7 protein-coding genes and 1 pseudogene are annotated in these 20,575 nt (G+C 40.1%); all 8 read left to right on the forward strand.

The features are described 5' to 3' along the window. Positions 1–99 precede the first annotated feature (99 nt). On the forward strand, positions 100–1,056 hold the full coding sequence (locus tag HUN22_RS07000; RefSeq protein ID WP_217488101.1) for an alpha/beta hydrolase: 957 nt from the start codon (positions 100–102) through the stop codon (positions 1,054–1,056). A 144-nt stretch (positions 1,057–1,200) separates the two neighbouring features. Beyond that, positions 1,201–2,706 carry a GMC family oxidoreductase gene (locus tag HUN22_RS07005; protein ID WP_174727467.1) on the forward strand — a complete coding sequence of 502 codons (1,506 nt, stop codon included), beginning with the start codon at positions 1,201–1,203 and terminating at the stop codon, positions 2,704–2,706. Between the two features lie 14 nt (positions 2,707–2,720). Beyond that, on the forward strand, positions 2,721–4,172 hold the full coding sequence (locus HUN22_RS07010; protein ID WP_174727470.1) for an aldehyde dehydrogenase family protein: 1,452 nt from the start codon (positions 2,721–2,723) through the stop codon (positions 4,170–4,172). Between the two features lie 40 nt (positions 4,173–4,212). Further along, positions 4,213–4,860: pseudogene (locus HUN22_RS07015) on the forward strand (NADPH-dependent F420 reductase); the annotation flags it as partial. A gap of 281 nt (positions 4,861–5,141) precedes the next feature. Beyond that, positions 5,142–6,899, forward strand: a complete 1,758-nt coding sequence (locus HUN22_RS07020; RefSeq protein WP_174727476.1) for a ShlB/FhaC/HecB family hemolysin secretion/activation protein — start codon at positions 5,142–5,144, stop codon at positions 6,897–6,899. A 63-nt stretch (positions 6,900–6,962) separates the two neighbouring features. Further along, entirely contained in the window at positions 6,963–19,562 is a 12,600-nt protein-coding gene (locus HUN22_RS07025; protein ID WP_174727479.1) for a two-partner secretion domain-containing protein, read from the forward strand. Beyond that, positions 19,563–20,030 carry an SMI1/KNR4 family protein gene (locus tag HUN22_RS07030; protein WP_174727481.1) on the forward strand — a complete coding sequence of 156 codons (468 nt, stop codon included), beginning with the start codon at positions 19,563–19,565 and terminating at the stop codon, positions 20,028–20,030. It abuts the gene before it with no gap. 314 nt (positions 20,031–20,344) lie between these two features. Then, a partial coding sequence (locus HUN22_RS07035) for a hypothetical protein (RefSeq protein ID WP_217488102.1) occupies positions 20,345–20,575 on the forward strand: 231 nt, incomplete at its 3' end.

The raw sequence follows: 20,575 nt of genomic DNA on the forward strand, positions 1-20,575 counted from the left end.
GGTTTCGATATTATGTATCTATTTTTTGAAGTTAATTAAAAATAACATCAATAGTTCAAGCGTTGTCTCTCAAGAATAAAACGTCGTTTAAGCGAGTCTATGATGAACATTTCAGAATATCTAAAATCTACTATTCAACTTTCCTTAAAACATCAGATTGACCCTACACAAATGGCACTGGCTGAAGAAATGCGCAGCTCTTATCGTGCCATGATTCCTTCAGCTGGTACCCCCGATCCTGTAAAAGATGTTCAAAATATTCTGATTCCAGCGACTGAACCAACCAGACAGATTCCAGCTCGTCTTTATAAACCCCTAGGTGCAGATTACTCGCAAAAATTACCTATGATTATTTTTATTCATGGTGGTGGCTTTGTGTCTGGTGATCTAGATACCCACGATGTCTTAGTTCGTGCGATGTGTAATGGTGCACAGGCGATTGTACTTTCAGTTAATTATCGTCTTGCGCCTGAGTTTCCTTTCCCTGCTGCGCTGGAGGATGTCTATATCGCTTTGCAATGGATGCTCGAGCAGGCAGATGAATTAGGTGGCGATATTGGTCGTGTTGCTGTGGCTGGGGATAGTGCAGGCGGTACATTGGCTGCTGCTTTGCCTATGCTGGTGCGAGATATCAATGAGTTCAAGTTTTCTGCCCAATGGCTCATCTATCCAGAAACCAGTCATAAAATGGATACTGAATCATGGCATTTATTTGGCGCTACAAATTTCCCGACCAAGCCAGTCAATACGGCTGTATTAAAAGCTTATACCGCCAATGTCACCAATCCTTATCATCCATTGATTGCTCCGTTATGGGGAAATCATGAAAACCTACCGCCTGCATTGTTACAGGTGGGTGAGTATGACCCGTTAAGAGATGAAAATATTCTTTATGCCGATGCGTTAACCAAAGCGGGTGTTGATGCAGAGGTCGTTGTTTATCCACAGCAAATGCATGGATTTATCCAGTTCTATAAAGATAAGGCAAATAATTCACGTGGTGAAGAAGCGTTGACGTTGGGTTTGGCATTTTTGAATCGCTATTTAAATCCCTAAGCTTAAACCTTATCACCATCTTTGGCTGATATGCATCACAACCACAGCATCAGCCGATCAAAATTAGTCAATGACTGAGCGACGGCACATAGCAAATATTCAAAGCTCGTTCCCGTTGGCAGCCAATTGATATAGGAGTTCAACATGTCTTTAGATGCAATTGATGTTCTTATTGTGGGTGGTGGTTCAGCAGGTGCTGTGCTGGCCACACGCCTGTCTGAAAACTCAGCACGATCTGTTGTTTTATTGGAAGCAGGCAAGACCCCGCCGCCTTATGACTATCCACGCTTGATTAGCAATAGTGACACCGTGGGCGCCAATCTTGATCCGAATTTCGAATGGGGTTTTAAAACTGAGCCTGGTTATATTGACCACCCGATCAATGCGATTCGCGGCAAAGTTTTGGGCGGTAGTTCAGCGGTGAATGGTGCAGTGGCACTGCGCGCACGTCCAGAGGATTTCAAACGCTGGAATCTGGAAGGCTGGAGCTATGAAGACATGCTACCTTTCTACAAAAAAATGGAAACACGACATGGGACTGGTCGCGACGAGATTCATGGCAAAACAGGTCCTTTTCCAATCGTTCAGTTGACATTGGATGATGTGAGTACCATGCAAAAAGCCTTTGTCGAGTCAACAAGTCAATTAGGTTATTCAATAATTGAAGACTTTGATGATGTAAATGCGCATGGTGTAGGGCCATATGCGATGAATGTGGTCAATGGCGTTCGGGTGAATACGGGTATTGCTTATTTGACTGAGTCTGTACGTGCCCGTCAGAATCTGACCATTCGTCATGATATGTTGGTTGATAAAGTATTGTTTGATGGCAAAAAAGCCATTGGCGTACAGCTGGCCAGTGGTGAGCAGATTTTTGCTAGAGAAGTCATTTTGTGCGCTGGTACGTATGGCAGTGCAGCTATTTTGCTTAGATCGGGTGTTGGGCCAAAAGCAGATGCAGAACGTCTGAATATTCCAGTGGTTGCAGATCTACCTGTTGGTAAACATTTGATTGATCATCCATTTTATTACAATGCTTATGCCGCCAAGCCAGAGCTGATTGGTTTACAGAGTCCTGCGATTGGTGCAAAGCTTTGGACACATTCCAATAGTGCCAACAATGGTGAGTTGGACATTCACATCACTGCTACTCATTTATTCCCCCATGAACTGAGCCCGACCAAGGTAGGTTTTGTTCTTGCAGTGGCATTAACCCGTCCAGAATCTATTGGTCGCGTATGGATTGAAAGTACAGATCCAAAAGTCGCCCCAAAAATTAACTTGAACTTCTTGGCACTTGAGCAGGATCGTCAGCGTTTGCTAGATGGTATTAAGTTGGCCAGAAAAATTGCGCAACAAGAACCGTTATCTGATTTGATCCACAGCGAGCTTGCGCCAGTCAGTGATGACGATGAGGTTATTCTGGCTTCAGCACGTGCCACACTAGATACCTATCATCATCCTTGTTCTAGTGCTCCAATGGGCCTGACGTCTGATCCCAAAGCAGTGGTTGATTTACAAGGTCGTGTACACGGTTTGATAGGACTGCGTGTGGTTGATGCCTCTATTTTCCCTGATGTACCTTCTGTTGCGACCAATCCTACGGTCATTGCAACTGCTGAACATATCGCTCAGCGTTACTTTAATTGATCGGGAGTATGACCATGACAAGTATTGCATTGAACTGGATTAATGGACAGTGGGTCGATTCAGGTGTTCATAAAGAATCGATTAACCCTGCTACTTATGAAGTGATTGGTACGTATGCCGATGCCACATTGGCAGATGCTGAGGCTGCTGTTGCTGCTGCTAAATATGCATTTAAGCACTCCCAGTGGAAATCCAATCGGACATTACGTGCTAAAGTGCTGCATGAAATGGCAGATCTGTTTGAGCAGTACACGCCTGACCTGATTGAAATCCTTTCAACAGAAAATGGTAAAGTTAAACCTGAAGCTGAATTCGAAGTAACGATGGTGCCATCCAAGCTGCGTTATTGGGCAGCCAAGGTCTTGACGGAATATGGTCGTGCGCTTGAGCTTAAAGCAGGTAGTTTTTCGATTGTACTGCGTGAACCAATGGGTGTGGCTGGTGTGATTGCACCGTGGAACTCTCCTGTTGTTTTGATGATCCGCTCTTTGGCACCAGCACTGGCAGCAGGAACAACCACCGTTATAAAATTACCGGGGCAAACTGCGCAAACCAATGCTTTAATCTCCAAGATTTTTTCAGAAATAAAATCACTGCCGCAAGGCGTTATTAATCTGTTTAGTGAATCTGGTGCTGATGGTTCCAAACATCTGGTGGATTCACCTGATGTCCCTGTCATTAGTTTTACTGGCAGTACGGCAACCGGGCGTGCAATTTCTGCCAATGGTGCCAAATACCTCAAACGCTTTGGTTTGGAGTTGGGGGGTAAGACTCCAATGCTCGTCTTTAATGATGCTAATCTGGATGCGGTACTACCCAAACTGGAAAAAGCACTAACGATTTTTGCCGGACAGTTTTGTATGACTGGTTCACGCTTGTTAGTACAGCGTGGTGTGGCTGATGAAGTCAGAAAGCGTCTTGCAGCACGTTTAGAAAATGTTAAGGCAGGCCCAGCGTCTGATCCGACTTCTGACATGGGGCCGATTATTGATAAGGCGAATGTTGCGCGTATTAATGATGTTGTGGAGGCTGCAATTGCCCAAGGAGCTAAAGTGATTGTTCGTGGCGGTCCAATTACCGAAGGTGAATTGGCAAAAGGGGCGTTTTATTTGCCTACTTTGCTCGAAGTCACTGATCCTCATATGGATATTGTGCAAAAAGAAACCTTTGGTCCAGTGCTGACCATGCAAGTGTTTGATACAGAACGCGAGGCAATTGAGTTGGCCAATAATAGTGAATATGGTTTGTCTGCAAGTATCTGGACACGTGATGTTGACCGTCCGCTGCGTGTGGCACGTGAGTTAGCATCAGGTACTATCTGGGTGAATGACTGGGCTGTCATTTATGACGAATTTGAGGAAGGGGGCTTTAATCAGTCTGGTTTGGGACGCATGAATGGTGTTGCTGCGATGGATGACTTTATTGAATATAAACACATCACGATCACTACCGGTGTGGTTGCTTAAAGCAGCCGTACCGATGAATTAATTACAAAATTTTAATAAGGCGATTCAGATGACAACAGCAATTATTGGTTTAGGAAAAATAGGCAGTCGATTGGCGACTAATTTTGTTAAAGGGGGGGAGAGCGTCCTGATCACAGACAATACCTTTGCAAAAGCACAGGAATTGGCGAATACACTGGGTTCACTGGCACAACCACGCCTGATTAGCGAGGCAATTGATGAGGCGGATGTGATTATTTTATCGATCTGGTTTGATGGCATTAAAGAGTTTTTTAAAACTTACGCAAGCCAATTGGCAGGTAAAATTCTGGTTGATCCATCAAATCCGTTAGGGCCCGATGGTCAGGGTGGTTTCAAAAAAAATATCCCTGCCGACCAATCTTCTGGTGGCATCCTATCTACTCTAGTGCCAACGGGTGCAAAACTGGTTAAGGCTTTTGGTACGTTAGGTGCCAATTCTCTGGGTAACGCTGCCTTCAATCGACCTGAACGCGCCGTTTTATTTTATGCTGCCGATGATGAAGCAGCAGGACAACAAGTTGCAAAGTTAATTACAGCCAGTGGCTTTGATCCTGTTTTTGTGGGTGGTTTGGATCAATCATTGCGTATTGAAGTTGGCGGTGACTTGCATGAATTTGGTAAGTTAGGAAAAACAGTAACAAAAGCTGACTTGGCATCTAAAATATAATCTTTAGTCGCTAGCTATGGATTTTGATGAATGAGGTGAATACGACTACGAGCTTGAGGAAGCTGTTGAGGTGTTCCGACGGACGTAGTCGTAAAGATGATTTTGATAGTCAAAGACAATATAGACGAGAACAAGCACCTTATAGGTAATAGTAGATAATTTAAACTATTAATTTAAATAGATTTTTTGTGTACAGACAAATCTGTATGAAAAATACTTCCACTTTGTTAAGGTTTTGTTAAAATGCAATTAAGTTGATATGAATCACGGTTTGATTGTATATGCTGAACTATAACAAATTTAATAAAAGTATCTTATTTATCTGTTTATCGGTAATGGGGGGATTAAGTTACGCTGCAGATCCTGATGAACCGATTCGACAGCGAATTCAGGCTGATCAGTCTACTCGACAACAACAACGCGATACTGCATTAGAAAAACAAATCCAGCCCAATGTAAATGTCAATCTTGGGCAAGAACAAAATAAAATTTCAGCTCAGCAGTTACAATATTTACGTTCTAAAAGTGAAACCCCTTGTTTTGAAATTAAAAAAATACTTTTAGAAGGTGAGTTAGCTCATCAATTCATATCTAGTTTTAATGTAGTTACTACAGGCAAGAACAATATTATTGGAAGTTGTTTAGGTGTAAATGGCCTCAATCAGGCACTTGATCTCGTTCAAAACAAAATTATTGCAGACGGTTATGTCACAACACGTGTGCTACTTCCTCAGCAAAATATCGCATCTGGCACGGTTCGCGTTCGGGTTATTCCTGGCCGAGTTGATCAGATTAAGTTTAATGAGGGTACTTCTAAACGTGCTCATTTATGGAACGCTTTACCGATGAAGTCGGGTGAGCTTTTAAATATTCGTGATATGGAGCAAGGCTTAGAGAACTTTAAACGAGTACCAACAGTAGAAGCTGATTTTAAAATCCAGCCAGCAGAACAACAAAATGAACCGGGCTATAGTGATGTGATTCTTGCATGGCAACAGGCTAAGCCATACCGCTTACATGTGGGAATTGATGATTCAGGTTCTGATGCTACTGGAAAATACCAAGGTACAGCGACCTTGTCACTTGACCATGTGTTGACTTTAAATGATTTATTTTATGTGAGTTATAACCATGACTTAGGTGGTAGTGGTTCTGGTAAACATGGTACAGATGGCTTTTATGCAAATTATACCATCCCATTTGACTATTGGTTATTTTCAACCAGTTATAGCCGTTCAAACTATTTACAAACAGTCGCTGGAAGCAGTGAGACTTATCAATATAGCGGTAAAAGCGAACTCATTAATGCAGATTTGTCCCGAATTATTTATCGCGATGCGCACCGTAAAACTGCTGTAGGTTTCGGTGGTTGGTACCGTGAATCACAAAACTATATCAATGATGTCGAAGTAGAAGTACAACGTCGAAAAACAGCTGGCTGGAAAGCAAGTCTTGATCATACTGAATATTTTTCTAATGCAACATTAAGCGGTAACGTGACTTATAAGCGTGGTACAGGTTGGCTTAATGCAATAAGAGCACCAGAAGAAAGCTTTGGTGAAGCTTATACACATGTTGGGATTTTACAGGCCAATGCCAGTTTACAGGTTCCTTTTAAAGTAGGGCAGCAGAACCTGCAATATCTTGCAGAATGGCGTACCCAGCACAGTAATAAACCTTTAACACCGCAAGACCGATTCTCGATTGGAAACCGTTATACCGTAAGAGGTTTTGACGGTGAACAAACGTTATTGGCAGATAATGGCTTTTTAGTTCGCAATGAACTGAGTGGCTCAATTATGAATCAACCACATTCGTGGTATGCAGGTATTGATTACGGTGAAGTGGGTGGGAAAACTGCGTATTATCCAAATCCTTTACCGGGTACGAGTTTGTTAGGTGCAGTGGTTGGATTGCGTGGACAAATCGCCCCTCTGCATTTGAATTATGACGCCTTTGTCGGAGCACCGTTGAAAAAACCAGATCACTTCGAAACGGATGATTACACGACTGGATTTAGCGTGAACTGGACCTATTAATTTAAGTTCAAAGGTCTAGAACGCAATTAATTGTATTAAAAAAAGATTTAGTGAGATTTTAAAATGAATAAGAACCGTTATCGTATTATTTTTAGTCATGCTCGTGGTATGTTTATTGCCGTTGCTGAGATTGTAAAAAGTAAAACGAAACAAGCCGGGCAAAGTCAGGGACCAAACGAAACAGATTCGGTGACGTCTTCTGTTCTACCTATTCATTATAAAAAATTAAATCCGCTTAACTTTGCTGTTATTGGTTGTTTAGGGGCATTGGTAATCAGCTTACCAATGAGTAGTGTTGCTGGAACGCAGATTATTGCTGACAAAGGTGCTCCTACTTCGCAACAGCCAACTATTTTAAATAGTGCCAATGGAACAACTCAGGTCAATATTCAGACACCAAGTGCGGGTGGTGTTTCGCGAAATACCTATACACAGTTTGATGTTGGCCAAGAAGGAGCCATTCTAAATAACTCACGTAATAATACTCAAACCCAGTTGGGTGGTTGGGTACAAGGCAACCCATGGCTTGCAAACGGCGAGGCCAAAGTTATTTTGAACGAGGTAAATAGCAGTAACCCAAGTCAGCTTAAAGGTTATATTGAAGTTGCTGGAAAACAGGCTCAAGTCGTCATTGCAAACCCTTCAGGGTTGGTTTGTGATGGCTGTGGTGTAATTAACGCAGACCGTTTTACTTTAACTACGGGCCAAGCGGTAATGAATCAAGGTTATCTTGAGTCATTTCGTGTTCGCGAAGGTCAGGTCACGATTGAAGGTAAAGGCTTAAATGGAAGCTTAACACCTTATACAGATATTTATGCGCGGGCCTTAAAAGTCAACGCAGGACTATATGCCAATGAACTGGGTACGGTACTTGGGCAAAATGACATTCAAGTCAAAGACCAAGTGACTCCTCAAATTAAAGCAGTTACAGGGTCAACATCTACACCTCAGCCGAACTTTGCCTTAGATGTGGGCCAGCTTGGTGGAATGTATGCTGGGAAAATCTTTCTGGTGGGAACAGAGCAAGGGTTAGGTGTACGTAATGCAGGATCTATTAACAGTACACTAAGCAGCCTTACCCTGAATGCAAATGGTGATCTGGTTAATAATGGTAACTTGATTGCAAATAAAGATCAGATACAACTGAAAGCTCAAAACATTCAGAATACTGGCAATATTAGTAGTGCAACTTCACAAGTTTCAGTTGAGAGCCAAAATCTAAATAACTCTGGTTTAATCAGCAGCGCAGATGAGTTACACCTTGAAAATCAGAATAGTATTACTAATAGCTGGACCCTAAATGCAGCTCGAATAGCGATTAACTCTAAAAATCTAAAAAATAGCGGTTCTATCGAGCAAACGGGTTTACAAGGGCTTGATTTAAAGTCGGGTTCAATGACAAACCTTGGCGGTAAAATCGGAATTGCTAAGAGTAATAGTGGTGGCGGTACGGGGGGATCTACAGGTGGAAATGTACCGACAGTCCCAACAGATCCATCTAAAGATGGCGGAAGTTTAGGTGTTGTTACACCAGTAGATACAACTCCAAAAACTTACGATACTGGTTTTATCCATGTGTCAGATGTACTGGGTAATGACCAAGGTGCAATTGTTGCCAATGGTGGTGTAGATTTAGACAGTCAAAATGGTCTAGATAACCAAGGTGGTCAGCTTAATTTAGGTGCTATTAATATTAAAGGGAATACTTTTAATAATAACCAAGGCCAGCTTACCGTTAAAAGTGCAAATATCCAAACCTCAAGTTTTACTAACCAACAAGGCCAACTTGCATCTAACAATACTCTCAATATTCAAAGTCAGTCTGCCAACAATAAAGGCGGAAAAATCCAGTCGATTGGACAGCTTGATTTGGCTATAGCTGGTGAGTTGAATAATGTTGATGGACAGATTGCAAGTGGAGCAACTGTCAACGTTACTGCAAGTGATTTGAAGAACCAGTCAGGTGTTGTTTATTCAGAAAACCAATCTGTAAATATTAAAGCAAATAAATCGATTGATAATACTGAGGGGCTCATTCAGGCTAGAACCAATTTAAATTTAGATAGCCAATCACTTAATAATACAACTGGACAAATTGTTGCAGATCAGATTAATCAGAAACATGTGACTGTTAATAACAACCAAGGATCTATTGCAGCTCAGCAAAATCTAAACAGTACTGCCCAGCAGTTTGATAATACACAAGGCCAGATTCAAGCGAAATTAGTAAAATTACAGCATGATCAACTTAAAAACACTGGCAGTATTTATGCAGATCAGGACTTAACAGTTACAGGACAAAATATTCAGAATGCTGGTAGTTTGGCAGCAGGAAAAAATGTCCAAATTACCAGTTCAACTTTAGAACATAGTGTAGATGGATTGATTGCCGCGGGTTTAAATCGAGAAGGTAAATTGGGTGATACTGGGGATATTACGATCAGTGTTGATCAAGCAGGTTTACATGGTCAAACATTCGCAGGTCGCAATATACAGGTTGATGCAACTGGGAAGATTGATGCAGCGCAGGGACAATTACAATCGAAGACGATTGCACTGAACGCGGGTACTGATATTTCAACTCAGGCTGCAACCGTAGTTGCCCAGAATCAACTTAAACTGACCAGCCAGAATTTGATTAATAATCAGCAAGGCCTATTGAGTAGTCAGGACCTCATCCTTACGGCAAAACAACTTCATAATAGTCAAGGCAAAATTCAGCATACGGGTAATAATGAATTTGCTCTAAACTTTGTGAATGGCTTAAATAATAAAGCTGGTGAAATTAGTAGTAATGCATCTTCCATTAGCCTGAATAGCTCTGTTTTAAATAATGAAGTAGGAAAGATTATCCATGCAGGTAATCAGCAACTGAATATCACTACCGATCAATTGCAGGGAGCACAAGGCCAGATTCTCAGTAATGGACAACTATTATTGAAGGGTGGACAAATTGTATTGGATGGCGCGACTACGTCAGCAGATCAAATCAACCTCTCTGCAAATAGTTTAAGTCATCAAAAAGGTCAGATGGTTCAGCGTGGCACATTAAAACCGCTTACCTTAGCTATTAAAGACCAAATGAATAACCAGTTAGGTCTGATACAGAGCCAGTCAGGTTTGCAGCTAAAAACAACTGCCCTTAATAATCAAGGAGGGCAATTAAGTTCTGCACTTAATTATGATGTACAACTTGATGTGGCAGGCTTATTCGATAATAGTCAATCAGGAAAAATTTACGCAGGTCAGGATAGTATTATTCAGGCTGGTACTGTCGATAATCGTTCAGATGGACTCATATCTGCACAAAATGCATTAACTCTGACTAGCTTGGGAATCATTAACAACCAGTCGGGCAAAATTGTAGCGAATCAAGATGTCAGCATTACTTCTAATGGCCTAGACAATAGCAGTGGTCAAATTGGTAGTAGCCAAGGCATTGTAGCGATTAATGCAGGATCTGGTGTAGTTAATAATACTTCTGGAACACTACAAGCCGAAAAAGATTTAACTGTAAGTGCTGACCAGATTAATAACCAATCTGGTCTCATAAATAGCCAAAGCTCACTTACTTTAAGTAGTCGTAAAGATATTAACAATACCTCTGGACAAATCATTGCTAAACAAGATGTGACTACACAGAGTCAAGGTTTGACCAATAATACAGGACAGATTGGTAGTGTTCAGGGTAATGTCTCATTAGATGCTGGTTTAGGCGATTTGAATAATCAAGCAGGTAAAATACTTGCTGCTCAAGATCTGACTTTAAGCGCTCAAAATCTAGATAATCAGTCTGGTCTTATCTCTGCACAAAAGCATTTGGCCTTAAAAGTTCAGAAATTAAATAACCTTAAAGGACAAATTCAAAGTGGCGATGCGATAGAAATTACGGGGCAAAGTCTGAATAACCAAGGAGGTTCAATTGAGACAAATGCTGATCTTACTTTAAATATCAATGGTGCATTAGATAACAGCCAGTCAGGTAAACTGACGGGCAACACTACAAAAATTACAGCAGGCTCGATAAATAACAGTAATCAAGGTCAAATTAATGCTACAGATGCCTTAACTGTTTTATCGCAGCAAGCGATTAATAACCAAACTGGCGTAATGGCCGCTAATCAGAACGTTTCTATTCAAAGTCTGGGCTTGGATAATACGGGTGGACAAATTGGTAGTGTTCAGGGTTCTTTAATCATTGATGCAAAAAAAGAAAAGTTATTAAATACTTCGGGTTCTCTTCAAGCAGGAACAAGTCTGAAAATCACAAGTGGTGGTTTAAATAATGATTCAGGGACTATTCTTGCGCTCAGCGATAATATAATTACAAGCACTGGTGATGTCAGCAATAAAGCCGGAAAAATTGCATCGAATGCTCATACCACGATTACAAGTCAAAATTTAACCAATCAGGCTGGAACGATTCAGTCAGGTAGTGGTTTGGCTTTAGATTTGGTAATTAATGGGGCATTAGATAATAGTCAAGCAGGACAATTACTAAGTGGTGCTGCTTTGAACCTGCAAGTGAATTCTTTAGATAACAGTCAGCAGGGACAAATCAGTGCACAAGATGCACTAAATATCATGAGTGCCGGGCTTATCAATAACCAAGCTGGTACTTTGGTTGCAAACCAAAATGTAACTTTGAGCAGTAAAGGTTTAAATAATAATCAGGGACAGATTGGTAGTATTCAAGGCGGATTAGTTATTGATGCTGGGGATCAGGCTCTTACCAACCAGTCTGGTATATTACAGGCAAAAACTGATTTAATAGCAAAGGCATTATCTGTAGACAATACATCTGGACACTTCAGTGCTCAGGGTAAAATTGATTTAACTAGCCAACAAAATATTAATAATACCCAAGGTTCTATCGTTGCTGATCAAAACCTCAATATCCATAGTCAAGGTTTGATTAACAATCAAGGGAAGCTGGCAACTCAGGGTAATTTAACTGTTCAAGCAGGTACGCAAGCATTACAAAACCAAAGCGGTATTATTCAATCTGGACAAGATATGTCCGTGATAGCTGCATCCATTGATAACTCATTATCAGGACAGATCAATGCACAAGGTAGTGCAATCTTGCAAAGCGAAGGTCTCTTGAATAATGAAACAGGTGTTGTAGCGGCAGGTCAGGATCTTACGCTAAATAGCAATGGTTTAAATAATACCAAAGGTAAAATTGGCAGTGTGAATGGTGTATTAAATATTAATGCAGGTTCTTCACTTTTAAATAATCAATCAGGTTCATTACAGTCATCTGGCGTAATTGATGTTAAAGCAGGTGGTGTTAATAACCAGTTAGGCAAAATTACATCATTAAAAGCGATAAATATAGATAGCCAACAACAGGCATTCACTAACCAACAAGGCATGATCAGCTCAGATCAGGTTTCGATTTTATCTGGTCTATTTAATAATGATCAGGGGCTTGTGCAGGCAAAAACATCACTTGTGCTTGATACCAATGGGCAGAATCTAGTAAATACCAATAGCGGTACACAAGGGGGATTACTCAGCCAAGGCAATCTTACTTTAAAAAATCTAAGTGCTCTCGATAATACGCAAGGTTACATTGCAAGTGGGCAAAATTTAGATTTAAGTGCAAATCAGGTGATTAATAACACAGGAACATTGCTTGCAACCCAGAATCTGAAATTACAAGGGGCAGGTCAAAAACAACTGCTAAATAATCAGTCTGGACAGATTTTGTCGATGGGTGATATGCAGCTGACCATTGAACAGATCAATAATCAAGGTAAGCTACTCGCAACAGATCCAGATAGCCATATCATGGCCACGGGGCAGCTAGATCTTGTAACTCAGCAGTTAGATAACCAAAATACCTTAACTAGTGATAGTACATCTGTTCAAGGTATTGATGCTGGAAATCTAAACTTGGGCACCCAAACTTTGAATAACAAGTCTGGTGCAATCCGTAGTAACCAAAATGCTGTACTTAATGTTAGCGGGCAGTTGAATAACCAATCTGGTGAAATCAGCGCCGTTAAACAGCTTAATTTACAAGGTGATCAGCTGGTTATTAATAACCAAAAAGGTAAATTACTATCGGGTGAGAATTTAAATATTACAGCTCAATCGCTTACGGGTGATGGTCAGATTGCAAGTTTGGGTGATGCGAATATTACGCTGAAAGAAAGCTTTAAGCAGACTCAAGACGGGCAATTACAGACCAATAAAAATCTGAGTTTAAGTACTGCTGCGGATATTACCAATGATGGAAAAATTAATGCAGGCAATATTTTAAAACTAAATGCAGCCAATATAACCAACAATAGCAATGCTCAAATTGAAAGTCATGATACTCAAATTGAAGCCCAAGACGAGATTAATAACACTGGGCTGATCAATGGTGATTACACTACACTAAAAGCAAATACTGTAAATAACCGAGGTACTGGTCGTATCTATGGTACAGATCTTGCCATTAGCGCTAACACTTTAAATAACTTGCCAGATGCTCAAGGTAAGGCTCCTGTTATTGCTTCACGAGGGGATATGAACCTTGGTGTAGGCGTATTAAATAATCTGGCGAATACGCAAGATTATGCGAGTCAGGCGCTTATATTCAGTGCTGCAAATTTATATTTAGGTGGTGCTTTAGATGAAAACCGTAAAGCGACTGGTCAAGCTACTGTCATTAATAATGAAAGTGCAACTATTGAATCTTTAGGCGATATGCGTCTATCTGCTGCGCGGATTAACAATATAAATAAGAATTTTAGTACTCACGAGGTAGAAGTTAGTCGTACTACAGGACTGCATAAATTCTATTGGGATTGGTATAATTTTGATGGGACAAAACTTGCCGATAAAAACCCCAATGAAGATACATCCTCTTATGATTATGATGAGTGGGTTACTGAAACACAGGTATTAAGCTCTACACCAGCAAAAATTATTGCCGGTGGTAATCTAGACTTAACACAATCACAAGTACTTAATGATAAGAGTCAAGTACTTGCTGGGGGAAGTTTAATAAATAATGGAGCACTTACTAATATCGAAGTTACTGGTGATAGAAAATATAATGTTGAAGGATGGCAACATCTTTACGAAAAGCGTAGTGGGAAAGACTTTTTTGGAGATTATCAATTTAGTTTTAACTCAGTCGAGACTATCAATTTACCAGTTAGCCAAGTCGCTGATCATTATCAACTAGACCAAAAAAATCAAGATATTGCTGCTGTTTCTAAGAGTGCTAGCGGCTCAATCACGAATGCACAGACCAACACAACTCAGGTTAATGATTTAACAGCTATATCTAATACAACTTTTGTTGAGCAAGCAGGTGTAGCACAAAATAAAGATTTACAAGCAGCAGGTCAGACTTCTGTACAAACAGATGTCCAAACTTCAGGTGTAAATGGAAACTCGTCTAACGTTCAACAAAAAGACAATACTACTCAAATCTCTGTTCTGGACCAATTACAAGGACAAAAAGCTTCCCAAGTTTCAGGTGCCCCGACTTCGGATCAAGCCACTGCACCAGATCAAGCGGGTACAGGAGAGCAACTCGAAATTCGAACCATTAATAATAACAATATTAAAGTTGCGAATAATGCCTTGTATAGAACAGGAGCAGATAGTAAAGCAGGCTATCTCATTGAGACTGACCCGAACTTTACCAATTACAACCAATGGTTGTCTTCGGACTATATGCTGAATGCTCTAGGCCTTGACCCTGCGCTACAACAAAAACGTCTAGGGGATGGTTTCTATGAACAACGTATGGTCCAAGACCAGATTGCCAATTTAACGGGTTATCGTTTCTTGGAAGGCTATGGTTCCGATGAGGAACAATATAAAGCCTTAATGAATAACGGGGTGACCTTTGCCAAACAATATGGCTTACGTCCGGGCATTGACTTAAGTGCTGCACAAATTGCGCAATTGACCAGTGATATTGTTTGGTTAGTTGAAAAAGATGTGACGCTACAGGATGGAACGAAAACTAAAGCACTTGTTCCGCAAGTCTACGTTAAAGCTCGTGTGGGAGATTTAAAAGGAGACGGTTCGTTACTTACGGGTAATAGCGTTAACTTTAAGTTAAACGGCGACTTACTGAATGGTTCAACCATTGCTGGACGAGAAGCTGTTCAGATTACTGCAAATAATATTAATAACCTGATGGGCCGTATTCAGGGCAATACCGTTGATATTACGACCCAAAAAGACCTCAATAATATTGGTGGTCAAATCAGTGCCAAAGATGCAATGGCACTTAAAGTCGATGGTAATCTCAAAATTGAGACGACAACAAGAACATCGACAACTCAGGTCGATGGTTTTAGTGCAAGCACAACTGGTGTAGACCGTATTGCGGGGCTGTATGTTGGTCAGGGCAAGACAGTTCAACCAACAAAGGCAAGCTTACTGGTTGATGTTGCCGGAAATACGGTTCTTAAAGCTGCTCAGCTCAATAACAGCAATGGTGCAACGCTGATCAATACGGTAGGCAATGTTGACATTGGAACAGTACAAGTTGGTAAGCAAGAACAACTGAATATTAATACAAAAAATAGTTATAACCTTGCTCAACAGCAAGATATCGGCAGTCAGATTTCTAGTGCAGGTACCTTGACGATTCAAGGTGAAAATATTACCGGTAAAGCAGTTCAGCTTTCTAGTCAGGCTGCGAATATTGAATTACTCGCACAAAAAGATATTCAGCTGGATAATGGATTAAAGCAAAGTTCTGTAGATAGTCAGTCTGCATGGAAGGGATCATTTGGAGGTAAAAAATCTTCTACCTATAATGCTCATGAAACAGTTTCACAGGCAAATCAGCTCAATGCTGGTCAAAATATTATTATTAATAGCCAGCAAGGCAACATTACAGCCACTCATGTTCAGGCTAATGCTGGGAATAATATTCAGATTCATGCAGAGCAAGGTGATGTCAATCTACTTTCAGCAATTGATGAGAAGAGCTCAAGCGCGACTTCTTCGAAAAAGAATGCAGCTACTTATAATAACCATCAGTCTGGCTATATCGACCAAGAAGTTGCCCAAACGACTTTAAAAGCAGGTAATACGGTTGATATTAATGCTGGTAAGAATATTGAGCTACAAGCCAATGATGTAAAAGCTGGGCAAAGTATTTATGTCGGTAATACGCTGATGCAACGTCAGGCAGATGGAACATTGAAAGCCGCCGATGGTTCTGTGATGCCTGAAAATGTGACCTTATCTACCTTAGAAACTCACGACCAACAGTGGGATGAGCAGCAAAAAGGGTACCGAGGTATTGCTAAAGAACTTGTCAAAGGTCTTGCTGTGGGGATGTCAGGTTTAGAGGCTTTGGCTCCAGGGCTTAAACTTGATAAGAAAATTACTGTGGGTGAATCAAATAGTCAAAGAACAGAACAGATTCGCCAAATAGGCACCAACCTAAATACAGCAAATATTGCGGTTGGTTCATCTGGACAAACAACATTAACTAGCGCAGATCTGACGGCGAAAAATGTTGCATTATCAGGTCAAAAAGTGACGTTAAATGCTGCGGAAGAACAAAATATCGAAAGCAGTAGTCATAGCACTGAAACCATAAAAGGCCTAGGAGTTAAGCTGAATGAGGACAGTATTCGTTTAGGCGGTTTTGTTTCTGAAAAAGATAAAAATACTTTAACGGTGACTGAAACGACTCGTAAGGCGGGTAGCATTAATACAGATAACTTGAGTATTAATGGGGCTGAAGGCGTTGATATTCTAGGACAGAATATCAAGGCAACAGGCGATACCACGATTGACCATGGTCGAGGAGAACTCAATATTGGTGGTTATGAAAATAAAACCATCACAGAAGAAAAAACAAAAAATGAAAAAACCAGTGTAGAGGTTGGGGTACGTAATGCTTATTTAGATGCTGCTCTCGCAGTGAGCGCGGTGAAAGATGCGGCTTCGGCTTTGAAAGATGCCAAAGATGCTTATAGTCAGGCACAGCGTGATTATGCAGCAGGTAAACTGACCAAAGAAGCATTAGATGACAGTAAAGTAAATGTTGCGATGGCGACAGCAAACTTAGCCAGCGCACAAATTGCAGTGGGCGCTTCAGCCGCCGCGGCAGCTGCCAGTTCAGCAACTTATGGTTTTACCATTGGTGCGAATGGGGAACGCATAGAAACCACAACCAATAGCAACCAGACTCAGGGGCATTGGCAAGGTAGTAATTTAGAGCTGAATAATCTGACGCTAAAATCTGAAGGCCAAAATGCCAACATTCAGGGTAGTCGTTTAACAGCTACCGGCACAACGACCTTCAATGGAACTAAAGACTTAAATGTAACGGCAGGTACAGAACATAGTACACAAGAGAGCAGCAGTAAAACTAACAGTCAAAGTATTAGTTATAGTTCAGGTGGTGGTGGAAGTGCTTCAATTGGCAAACAAACCAGTCAATCACAAAGTGAAAGCTTCACACATGTGAACAGTGAGGTTGCGTTAAATCGTACAGAAGGTCAGTTGAATAAACTCAATATTCAAGGTGGAGAAGTTTCCATTGCTGACCGAGGTAACTTACAGGTCAATCAAATCCATGTAGAAAGCTTACAAGATACAGCGAAAAGTAGTACGAGTAGCAAAGGTGGCAGTATTGGGGCTGGTTTTGGTTCAAGTGGGATCAGTAATGTTAGTGCCAGTTATAACCAAAGCACAGGCACTAGCGACAGTGTGTGGGTTAAGAACACAAGTAAGTTACTGATAGGTGACAAAGACCACGATGCAAACCTAGATGCAATGGGAGTTAGACAGGTTACGAATATTGGTGGTGTGATTGCCAATGCAACCAAGAATGCAGATGGTACGTTAACTGACTATAAAGGCCTAAATTATAGCGGTGCGCTTGAGTTGAAAGATATTCAAGACCATAACTATAACAGTAGCCGTGGGCTAAATGTATCTACGACAATTGGTAAGACTACTCAAGAGGCAGATGGTCAAAAATCTAAATATCCGAATGGCAGTACCACACTTGGGTTACAAAGCAATGGACAGGAAACGGAGCAGTTAACTAAAGCGACGATGGGGCAAGGAATAGTTACTGGTGCTCCAACTGCAACTAACCGTGATGTTAACAACGCTCAAGAGATTACCCGTGATCAAACTACAGGAATGTTAAATGGTAGTGTGACGGTAGATCATCGTTTACTGAGTGAAAGTGGTCGAGCGGAGATTATTCAGCAGCAGAAAGATTTGCCGGAAAACTTCCGTCAAAGTGCTGAAAACGTTATTAAAGCATTGCCCGAAAGTGACTATAAAAATCAAGTTTTACAGACATTAAATAATGTTCAAGCGAAGCTTTATAAAATGCCAACGCAGTATAAAGACTCTGGTACTTTAGGCAGTGAGGTTGTTTTAGGACTAATCAAACAAGGGGTAGAGCCACAAACAATTAATAAGTTGTTTGATGAAAAATCAGCAGGAATGATTACGGTTTTAGAAAACTTAAATGATCTTAACAACAAGATAGATAGCCTAAAACAGCAAGGTTTAACTATTAATGACATATTAGGTACTGATAAGAATCAGTCATCGACTGTGAGTGATGAAATTACCTTTAAGGACTATAAGGTCGGGATTGAAAATAAATCAACCATTGGAGCAAGTCTATTACAAGAGATTAATTTCATCGGTAATAGCATTAAAGAGATTAGTAAGGATACAGGCATTGATCTTGAGACTGTCCAGTTAGCGGTTGGATTAATGGTTTCAGGACCTGTACGACTGGTTGTTGATTCAGCAAAATCTTTAGGAGTGGATACGCTTGTAGGACCTTACAAAGAAAAAGGTATTGATGTATTGGCGAATGCCTTTACTGCATCGGCGCATTTGACGAGTACAGATGTTGTAGAGAAATTAACGAACCCACAATATGAGAGTGAAGTACCTGAAGTTGAACGAGATACTTATGAATCTTTATCAAATGAATTAAGTAATAGTAAGCAGGGAGCTGAATATTTAATTAATGCAGCTGCAGGGATTGTTGTTGGTGGGATAGGTGGTACTGCAAAAACAACTAAGATTGATGGTAAGGATGTTGAGGTTAGTACTGCTGGAATTGGGTCAAGAGGTGAGTTAACTAAACCATATGATCCAATACAAACTCGTAAGGATCTAGAAGCGGTACATGGTGCTGAGAATATAAAGTCAACGACAGTTATTAATGATCCATATCAAAGAGTAAATTCTAATCCTGATAAAGGAATTGAGGTTATATATGATACTTATGGAAATAAAGCTGTAAGAGTTGAATATAAAGATCCTCGTACTGGAGAAACTAGATTTGCAAATGCAGCCTATGATGATAGAACACTCCCAATTTTTGATGATTACGCAAAATATACAACTAAGATTCAGAAACCTGATGGGTACGAAAGTCTGTCAAACGCTCAAAGAAGGAGAGAAGAAATGAAGCTGGCAACTAATGATCTAAAAAAACAAATACTAGCTGGCAAAATAAGTAAAGAGGATTTTACTCCGCAACAATTAGCTGCTATTAATGCTGGTTCTGATACGATTCCTGGTTATACTTGGCATCATAATGCTCAGTCCAAACCAAATAACTTTCAATTGTTACCAAGAGAGATACATGATGCTGTTAAACACATTGGTGAAGCAAGTTTAAGTGGGGGGAAATAAATGAAAGATTTAACTGTAATGTATGATTTTGGGCCTGTTAGTGAAAGTTTTCTTTTAGACTTTATAAAAAAATATGGATTAAACTTACCAAAAAAATACATGGAATTAATCCAAAAACATAATGGTGTCCAATTCATTGAAAATTGTTTTAATTATATTGATTCTGATGGGGGAACTGGCGAGTCAAGTATAGGATTTTGTGCATATGGAGATGAAACTGGTGCTGATGATATTTACAAATTTCAAGATCATGATAGCTTGGGATATGAAAATGTAATTGTATTTGGTCTTAATGGAAGTGGTGATTATATATCATTCGATTATCGACAAAATCCTGAAACAGATAATCCGCCAGTAGTAATTATGTATCATGATCAATTTGTAAAAGATGAAAATGGTAATTCTAAAATGCTCATTGTTAAAGTAGCAGATAGTTTTGATGAGTTTTTAAATTTACTCCATGAATGATGTATAAAATTAATTTAGAGAGCTATTGCTAGCCAATAGCTCTTTTTTTATGTTTAGGTATAGACAATGGAACAAGGCCATTGAAAAGAAAAAACTATTGAGATTTATCGAGATACACACAAAGCAGCAAAAACACACTCGGGTAAAAATACTTCTGTCCAAATAGAGAAAGATGCCCAGAATCTATGTGAAGCCCAACGTTTTGATATTGATGTATTGCGGCAAAACCTTTTAGAAAGAAGGCATAGTAAGAAAGCTGTTGATGATGCAATCATAAAGTTAACAGAAAGAAATAAAGATAAGGGGATCTATTAGTGGAAAAGCTAATAAGTGGAGAAATTGGTATCTTCATAAATAGTCTTGGTTTAGTTCAAGGCGATGATGAAATGTTAAATTCAATAACGTTAATTGGTACTAGTTTTGGATATGATGAATCGAGTTTTGAAGATAACTCTTATTATCGTTTCTTTAAAGGTGGGGTTGAGTATTTATTTGAAGAAAAGAAACTATCAGCAATATTTTTCTTTATTAAACCAGATGATGAA

Origin of the sequence: Acinetobacter lactucae (assembly GCF_013344765.1) — a bacterium.
Lineage (GTDB): Bacteria > Pseudomonadota > Gammaproteobacteria > Pseudomonadales > Moraxellaceae > Acinetobacter > Acinetobacter lactucae_A.